Origin of the sequence: Streptomyces niveiscabiei, from assembly GCF_001419795.1 — a bacterium.
Taxonomy (GTDB): domain Bacteria; phylum Actinomycetota; class Actinomycetes; order Streptomycetales; family Streptomycetaceae; genus Streptomyces; species Streptomyces niveiscabiei.
On the sequence record NZ_LIRL01000024.1, the window covers coordinates 1 to 7444 of the forward strand.

The window sequence follows — 7444 nt, forward strand, 5'->3', positions numbered from 1 at the left end:
CCGTCGCCTCGGCGCTGGGCCAGGAGCCGACCCCCGACACCGGCGACCTGCGCGCCGACCTCCTCACCGGCGTCGGCACCCTCGGCGACGCGTTCACCTCGACGAGCCTCAGCCGCGTCCTGCCCGCCCTGGTCGCCGACCTCGCCGGCCACCCCGAACTGCGGCGGGAGTTCCTCGACTCGGTCTTCCAGCCCCGCCGCGCCTCCACCGCCCGCCGGCTGCGCACCGCCGCCGAACGCGGCGACATCCGCGCCGACTTCGACATGGAGTTCGTCCTCGACGCCCTCGCCGCACCCCTCTACTACCGGGCCCTGTTCGGCCACGGCCCGGTCACCCCGGACGTGACCGGACAGAGCGTCGACCTGGTCCTGGCCTTCCTGACCCGGCAGTCCTGCCAGGACCGGCAGGACACGGCGCGCTGAGCGCCGTACGGGACACCGGGCGCCCCGCGACACCGCGCGGCGCCCCCGTCCGCGCGGTCACGACGCCGCTTTGAGCGCCAGCAGCCGGGGCGAGGCCCCGAAGACACCGGGCAGATCACTGCGCCCGGAGACCGACAGCTTCCGGTAGACCCGGCTCAGATGCAGCTCGACGGTCCGGCGCGTGACGTACGACCGGTCCGCGATCTCCCGGTTCGTCAGCCCCTCGGCGGCCAGCAGAGCCGTCCGGTACTCGGCCGGCGTGAGCGCGTCGAGCCCCGTCTCCGTACCCCGCCGCAGCCGCGCCCCCGCCGACGCGAGGTCCTCCCGCAGCGCCTCCATCAGACCCCGGTCCCCGCACTCCTCGGCGAGCGCCAGCGCCGCGCGCAACTGCTCGCGGGCGTCACGGGCCTTGTGCATGCGACGTAACTCGTGGCCGAGACCGCGCAGGACATGGGCCAGTTCCAGCCGCGCCCCCGAACCCTGGAGCAGCTCGGCCGCCTCGTACAGCAGGGCGAGGGGCTGCCCGCTGCGGGTGACCTGGGCGAGGGTGCGCAGCGCGGCGGCGACGGAGTGCGGGGCGCCCCAGGCGCGGGCCGCCTCCAGCTCCGCCAGGGCCAGGCGCTCGGCGGCGGCGGCGTCACCGGCCTGGGCGTGCAGGACCGCGGCGGCGCCCCGCCACGGGAAGTGCTCGTGCTGGTAGGCGCCCTGGAGGGCACGGCCGCACTCCTCCAGGTCGGCGAGCGCGGCCTGCGGGTGGCCGAGCGCCGCGTGCAGCTCTCCCCGGTGCAGCAGCAGGGACGGCAGGGCCGTCTCGGGCAGTCCGGCGAGGGCCTGCTCGTCGAGGAGCAGCCGGCGCGCCCCCGCGAGGTCGCCGGTGTGCACGAGGATGCCGCCGAGCCGGCAGCGGGCCAGCGCACTGCCGAGCCAGGGTCCGGGCGGGCCGTCGGTGAGGGCGGCGCGGGCCGCGCGGACCGCCTCGCGCAGCCGCCCCGCCCGGTGGCAGCACGCGGCGAGCGCGGTCTCGGCGAGCGCGGCCATGGTGTGCGCGGCCTCCTCGCGGGCGGTCGCGGCCAGCGTCCGGCACACGGCGAGCGCCTCGTCGTGCTCCCCGGCACCGCACAGCACCTGCGTGAGCAGCAGCCGCAGGGGGAGCGTGGGCAGCTCGTCGGGGCCGAACGGCTCGGCGAGCCCGGCACGGGCGTGCCGCACGGCCTCCGCACGCTGCCCGCCACACTGGAGCGCGGCCAGCGCCGCGAACGCCGCCTGCGCGAGACGCACCCAGGGGGTACGGACGGGGGCCTGGGCGGCGAGCAGCGCGGACACGGGACGATCACCGACGCCGGGACCACCGGGCCTGCCGGACCCGCCGGATTCCCCGGGCCTGCCGGTTGCCACGGCCGCGCCGGACCCGCCGAGTGCCACAGACCCTGCGGCGCCGCCGAGTCCCACGGCCCCTGCGGCCCCGCTGGATCCCCCGGGTCCTACGGACCCTGCTGTTCCGCCGAGACCTACGGACCCCACGGACCCCACGGTTTCAGCGGCCCCGCCGAGGCCCACGGGCCCTGCGGTTTCTGCGGCCCCGCCAGGACCGCCGAGCCCCAGGGACCCGGCGAGCCAGCCGGCCCCGCTGAGTCCTGTGGATGCCGCAGCCCCGCCCGAACTGTCCGATCCATTCGATCCGCTGAGGAGGGTGAGCACGCCCAGTACCGCGTACGCCCCCGCGACCGGCTCCCGCGCGGGATCGGGGCGGCCCCACCCGTTGAGCCCGGCCGCCAGCGTGCGCCGGGCCCCGTCGATGTCCCCGGTGAGGCTCGTCGCCATCGCGAGGTCGACGAGCGTGACCACGGCGGAGTCGTCGTCCGCCTGCGGCGAGGCCAGGGCGCGCAGCCGTCCGACGGCGACGGCGGGGGAGTCCGCGACGAGTTCGGCGCGCCCCAGCCGGCGCAGGAGCTCGGCCGGATCACCCGGCCCGTCCTCCAGCGCGCACCGTTTCTGGAGGGCGCGCGCCTCGACGACGTCGTGCCTGGCGAGAGCCGCCCGCGCGGAGTCGAACAGCAGCGTGTGCGCCCACCGTTCGCCGATGCGGGGAGCCCGGCGCAGATGGTGGACGACCTCGTGCGCGGGTGCGCCCAGGGAGTGCAGGGCGCGGGCGGCGGCGGCGTGCAGCCGGACCTGTTCGCTCGGCGGCAGCGCGGCGAGCAGGGACGTCCGCACGAGCGGCTGGGCGAACACGCCGCCCTCGCTGTTGCCGTGCAGGACGCCGCAGCGGGCGAGGACGTGGAGCACGTCGGCGGCTTCGGCGGTGGAGATGTCGACGAGGGCGGCGACCAGGTTCGGGGTGGCGGTGCGGCCGGTGACGGCGATGGCGTCCAGGGCCCGGCCGATACCGGGGGAGCGCTCCTCGAAGCGGGCGACGACGGTCTCGGCGACGTCCACCGAGCCGAGCGCGGCGATCTGCTCGACGGTCGGCTCCCGGTCCGTACCGGCGCGGCGCAGCTCGCGCAGCAGCGCGTGGACCAGGAGCGGGTTGCCGCCGGTCGCGCGGTGACAGGCGTGCACGACGGACTCGGCGACGGGGCGCCCGAAGGCGGAGGTCAGCAGATAGCCCACGGCGTCCGGGTCGAGGCCCGACAGCACGGTGCGCTGGTGGAAGTCGGAGACGACCCGGGGGAGGGTGCCCGTACCGTCCTTCGCGGGGTCCTCCTGGGGGGTGGCCAGGCCCGGGGTGAGCGTGGCGAGCAGGGCCACCGGCAGCCCTTCGAGGCGCGCGGTGAGCCGGTCGAGCCAGTACAGCGAGTGCCCGTCGGCCCAGTGCAGGTCGTCCACCGCGAGCAGGAGCGGCTGGTTGCGGCCGAGGGAGCCGGCGAACCGCTCGAACCGGTCCTCGTCGAGGCGGGCGTCCGGCGCCGCACAGGTCTCCAGGCGGTGCAGCACGTCCTGGACCAGAGAGGTGCCCGAGAAACGGGCCCGCACGGGTATCGCCTCGAACCCGTGGGCCCGGGCGGTTCTGACGGCCGCCCGCATCAGATACGACTTGCCGGCCCCGATCCCCCCTTCGATCAGGAGGCTGGCCCCCGCGCCGGACGCGGCGGAGGCCAGGGTCTTTTGCACATCGGACATCTCACAGTCACGGCTGAGCACTCGAATCCCTCTCTGGTCCCGTTGTCTCCGTACATGCGGTGGCCCCCCGCGCCCCGCGGTCTCGCCCGGTCAGTGCGAGCCGTCGTTCCCGAGGCCCCCGGCCTCAGGGGGTGTGCACGCTCCCGTGGCTGCTGTGCCACTGCGGGGTCGCCACGCCCCTGAGGACGACCTCCACGACGTCCTCCGCGAGGGTCGGGGTCAGCGGCAGGTGGCCGAAGAGCACCCGGTAGTAGGCGGTGGAGGCCAGCATGTCCAGCAGCAGGTCGATGTCGGCGTCGGCACGGATGTCACCGCGCCGGATGCCCCGGCGCAGCGCGGCGGCGGTGGCCGCCCGGCGCGGGTGGAACAGCTCGCCGAGGAACTCCGACTCCAGCTCCGGGTCGTCGGCGAGGTCCGCGATCAGCGCGGGCAGCGCGCGGCGCCCGATGGTGGTCGTGAAGGCGTGGCTCAGGGTGCGGATGCCGACGATCAGGTCGCAGTGGGTGCAGCCGGTGTCGGGGGTCGGGGAGGAGCCCATCGTCTGCACCAGCGCGCTGACCACCAGGTGCTGCCGGGAACGCCAGCGCCTGCGCAGCGTCGGCTTCGTCGTCCCGGCCCGCGCGGCGACCGCCTCCAGCGTCAGCCGGCCGTAGCCGACCTCGTTGAGGATCTCCGTCACGGCCTTGCGCACGGCGGTGTCGATGCGCTCGTCGCGCGGACGGCCCCGCGAACGCTGCGCGGTGAGTGGGCCGGAACTGTCCGAGCCCTGTGGTGTGTTCACCCGGGATCCCCTACCTTTATGATTCCGTTCCGCATCGGAAAGTAATTCTCTCACACGAGGTGACGTCATGTCCCAGCATGTCGACGAGTTACCAGAAGGACTGGGCGGACCCTCGCCCGAGCCCGACGGCACGACCAAACGCACGGAGAGCGTCTTCTCCGGCCCCTACCGGGCCCTGAGCCTCGGCGTGATCCTGTCCGTGGGCATGGTCGCGTTCGAGTCCCTCGGCGTCGCCACCGTCCTGCCCGACATCGCCCGCGACCTCGACGGACTCGGCGCCTACGGCTGGGGCCTGTCCGCCCTGATGCTCGCCAACATCATCGGCACCGTCCTCGCCGGGAAGACCGCCGACCTGCGCGGCCCCTGGGCCCCCGCGGCTACCGGCATGGCCGTCTTCGCGCTGGGCTGCGCCCTGGCCGGGGCGGCGAACTCCTGGCCCCTGTTCCTGGCCGGACGCTTCCTCCAGGGCCTCGGCGTCGGCGCCGTCATGGCCATGGCCTACACCGTGATCGGCCTCGCCTACCCCGAGCACCTGCGGGCGCGCATGTTCGCCCTGCTCTCCTCGGCGTGGACGATCCCCTCACTGGTCGGCCCGGTCCTGGCGGGCACCCTCGCCGACGCCACCACCTGGCGCGCGGTGTTCCTGCTCATGCTGCCGATCGTGGCGGTCGCCGCGTTCCTCAGCCTGCCCGCGCTGCGCCGCCTGGAACGCCCGCAGGCCGAGCGGACGGCGGCCCCCGCCGACCCCTGGTGGAAGGGCCCGCTGGCCAACTCCGTGCTCCTGACCGTCGGCACCGGCATCCTGCTCCAGGCCCTCCTGCTGGAGAACCTGGTGCTGCTCGCCGTCCTCGCCGTCGCGGGCTGCGCGATCGCCCTGCCCGCCCTGCGCCGGGTCACCCCCGAGGGCACGCTCACCGCGCGCCCCGGACTCGGTGCAGGCGTGGTCATCCGCGGCCTGCTGTGCGGGGTGTACTTCGGCAGCGAGGCCTACCTCCCGCTCGGCCTCCAGGAACTGCGCGGGCAGAGCGCCTGGGAGGCGGGGCTCGGCCTGTCGGCGGGCGCCATCACCTGGGTGCTCGGCTCGGCCTGGCAGGCCAAACGGGACGCCACCCCGGGCGGGCGCACCACCAGCGTCGTCCTCGGCTTCGCCGTCCTGCTGGCCGGCGTCGGCGTGATCACCCTGGCGATCCTCACCGACGCCGTACCGGGCTGGATCGCCGTCCTCGGCTGGGCCATCGGCGGCATCGGCATGGGTGTGGCGTTCAACGCCTCCACCACCGACACGATGGAACAGACCCCGGCCGAACGCCAGGGCGAACTCAGCGGGGCGCTCCAGCTCGCGCAGACCCTCGCCACCGGCGTCATCGCCGGTCTCGGCGGCGCGGCGCTCGCCATCAGCGAGCACTACGACGCCGGAACCCGGGTCGCCCTCGGCTCGCTGTTCGGGCTCACCGCCGTCCTCGCCCTGATCGGCCTCGTCCTCGCCCGCCGCCTGCGGGCGCCGGCCGGCGCCGGGTGAGATGAGAATCCCGGCCGGGTCGCAGCCCGGCCGGGACGTGCCGCCGGGGACCGCACCGGCGTACGGCTGGCGTGTCCGTTCCCCCGTCGCGTGCCCGCCGTCCGCCCGGGCACCCCGGCGGCACGAAGAGAGCCTCGCCCGGCTTGGCAACCGGGCGAGGCTCTCGCCATGCGATCAGACGGCCGTGCAGTGCAGCATCACCAGCGGCGGGTTCGCCAGGAAGTCCGCCCAGAACTCCGTGCCCCGCTCCCGCATCCCCTCCTCGGACACGTGCAGCGGCACCCACGTCACGTCCGCGAACCCCGCCCGCCGCAGGCTCTGCTCGAACACCTCACGGCGCGGATACGACGTCACGAACTCGACCGGCGGCGCCAGTTGCGCCACGATCCGCACGCGGGGACCGATCGGCGAGAGGGCCACGGGCTCGTACGTGAACCCGTACTTCGCCATCGACGGACCCTCGAAGCGGTAACCGGGCGCCTGCGTCAGCACGAAGAACCGGCCACCGGGCGCCAGACTCCGCCGCACCGAGCGGCACATCTCCTCCATCTCGGCCGCGTCCTCGGCGTAGTTGAGGAGATACACGGCGCTCGCCACGTCGAACGGCCGTTCCGGCACCGGCAGCCGCGTCACGTCCGCGACCGCGTACCGCACCCCGAGCGGAACCCGTTCCTCGATCACCCGCGCCGCCTCCACCATCGCCGGCGACACGTCCGCGCCCAGCACCTCGGCCGCGCCCAGCCGCTTGATCTGCCGGCTGTAGAACCCGGTCCCACAGGCCAGATCGAGCACCGACTTCCCCCGCACGTCCCCCAGCATCGCCAGGAAACTCGGGCACTCCGCCCACCGGGCCATCGGCAGCGACTTGAACCCCTCATAGGTCTCACCGATGTCGTCGTACTGCTGAACACTCACACTCATGCCGGACTCCCTATGGAGGTCGAGGGGACGGAGGTCGGGGCGGACGGCTGCGGGGTGCGGCGCAGGAGGTCGCCCGCGAAGGCGATACGGCGGCCCTGGTGCGCGGCGGCGGCTCGGGCCTGCGGGGTGGGCAGGCCGTCCGGGGCGCGGGAACACGAGGTGCCGTACGGGTTGCCGCCCGCGGCCTCGACCGCCGGGTCGGTGTAGCCGGGGGGTACGAGCAGGGCGCCCGTGTGCAGGAGCATGTGGCCGAGGTCGAGGAGGGCCGTCTCGGCGCCCGCGTGCCGCGCCGGGGTGATCGCGAAGCCGCCCGCCGGTTTGCCCCACAGGGGGCCCGGCTCGCCGTCCAGTGTCTGGACGAACTCCAGCAGCGGCGCGGCCAGCGCACCGAGCCGCACGGGCGCCCCGAACAGCGCGGCGTCCGCCCACGCGACGTCCTCGGCCGCAGCGGGCGCGGCGCTCGGCCCCAGCCAGGCCGCGTCCCGCACCCCACCGCCCAGCGCCACCCGCCGCAACCGCACCTCGGCCCCCAGCACCCGCGCGGCGGCTGCCGCCTCCTGAGCGAGGATCCGCGTCGCGGCGTCCTCCCCGTGATAGACGACAGCGAGCCGGACAGGCCGGTGGGGTGGGGCCGGCGGCCGGTGCGGGGCGTCCGGCGGGCCGCCGGGGATGCGCCCGGGC

6 protein-coding genes are annotated in these 7444 nt (G+C 75.3%); 2 read left to right on the forward strand and 4 right to left on the reverse strand.

The genetic code is table 11. From position 1 onward, the window contains the following. A partial coding sequence (locus AOK24_RS01490) for a TetR-like C-terminal domain-containing protein (RefSeq protein WP_206191124.1) occupies window positions 1–422 on the forward strand: 422 nt, incomplete at its 5' end. A 57-nt stretch (window positions 423–479) separates the two neighbouring features. Here AOK24_RS01490 and AOK24_RS01495 read toward each other — a convergent pair. Beyond that, window positions 480–3563, reverse strand: coding sequence for an AAA family ATPase (locus AOK24_RS01495; protein ID WP_055718207.1), 3084 nt, complete (start codon window positions 3561–3563; stop codon window positions 480–482). 103 nt (window positions 3564–3666) lie between these two features. Continuing rightward, window positions 3667–4323, reverse strand: a complete 657-nt coding sequence (locus AOK24_RS01500; RefSeq protein ID WP_055718208.1) for a TetR/AcrR family transcriptional regulator — start codon at window positions 4321–4323, stop codon at window positions 3667–3669. A gap of 67 nt (window positions 4324–4390) precedes the next feature. Here AOK24_RS01500 and AOK24_RS01505 point away from each other — a divergent pair, with 67 nt between their 5' ends. Continuing rightward, the gene (locus tag AOK24_RS01505) at window positions 4391–5842 is read left to right on the forward strand and encodes an MFS transporter (protein WP_055718209.1); all 1452 of its coding nucleotides are present in this window, start codon (window positions 4391–4393) and stop codon (window positions 5840–5842) included. A gap of 174 nt (window positions 5843–6016) precedes the next feature. On the opposite strand, the gene AOK24_RS01510 is transcribed toward AOK24_RS01505, so the two are convergent. Continuing rightward, window positions 6017–6763 (reverse strand): class I SAM-dependent methyltransferase, encoded by a 747-nt coding sequence (locus tag AOK24_RS01510; RefSeq protein ID WP_079056618.1) that lies wholly within the window; start codon window positions 6761–6763, stop codon window positions 6017–6019. Beyond that, window positions 6760–7444, reverse strand: a 685-nt coding sequence (locus tag AOK24_RS01515; protein WP_159051766.1) for a flavodoxin family protein, incomplete at its 5' end; no start/stop codon positions are given. The genes AOK24_RS01510 and AOK24_RS01515, both read right to left, overlap by 4 nt.

Bases quoted from the DNA above. Each gene is read 5' to 3' on its own strand.
- AOK24_RS01505 (WP_055718209.1), top strand. From the start codon at position 4,391: ATGTCCCAGCATGTCGACGAGTTACCAGAAGGACTGGGCGGACCCTCG.
- AOK24_RS01510 (WP_079056618.1), bottom strand. From the start codon at position 6,763: ATGAGTGTGAGTGTTCAGCAGTACGACGACATCGGTGAGACCTATGAG.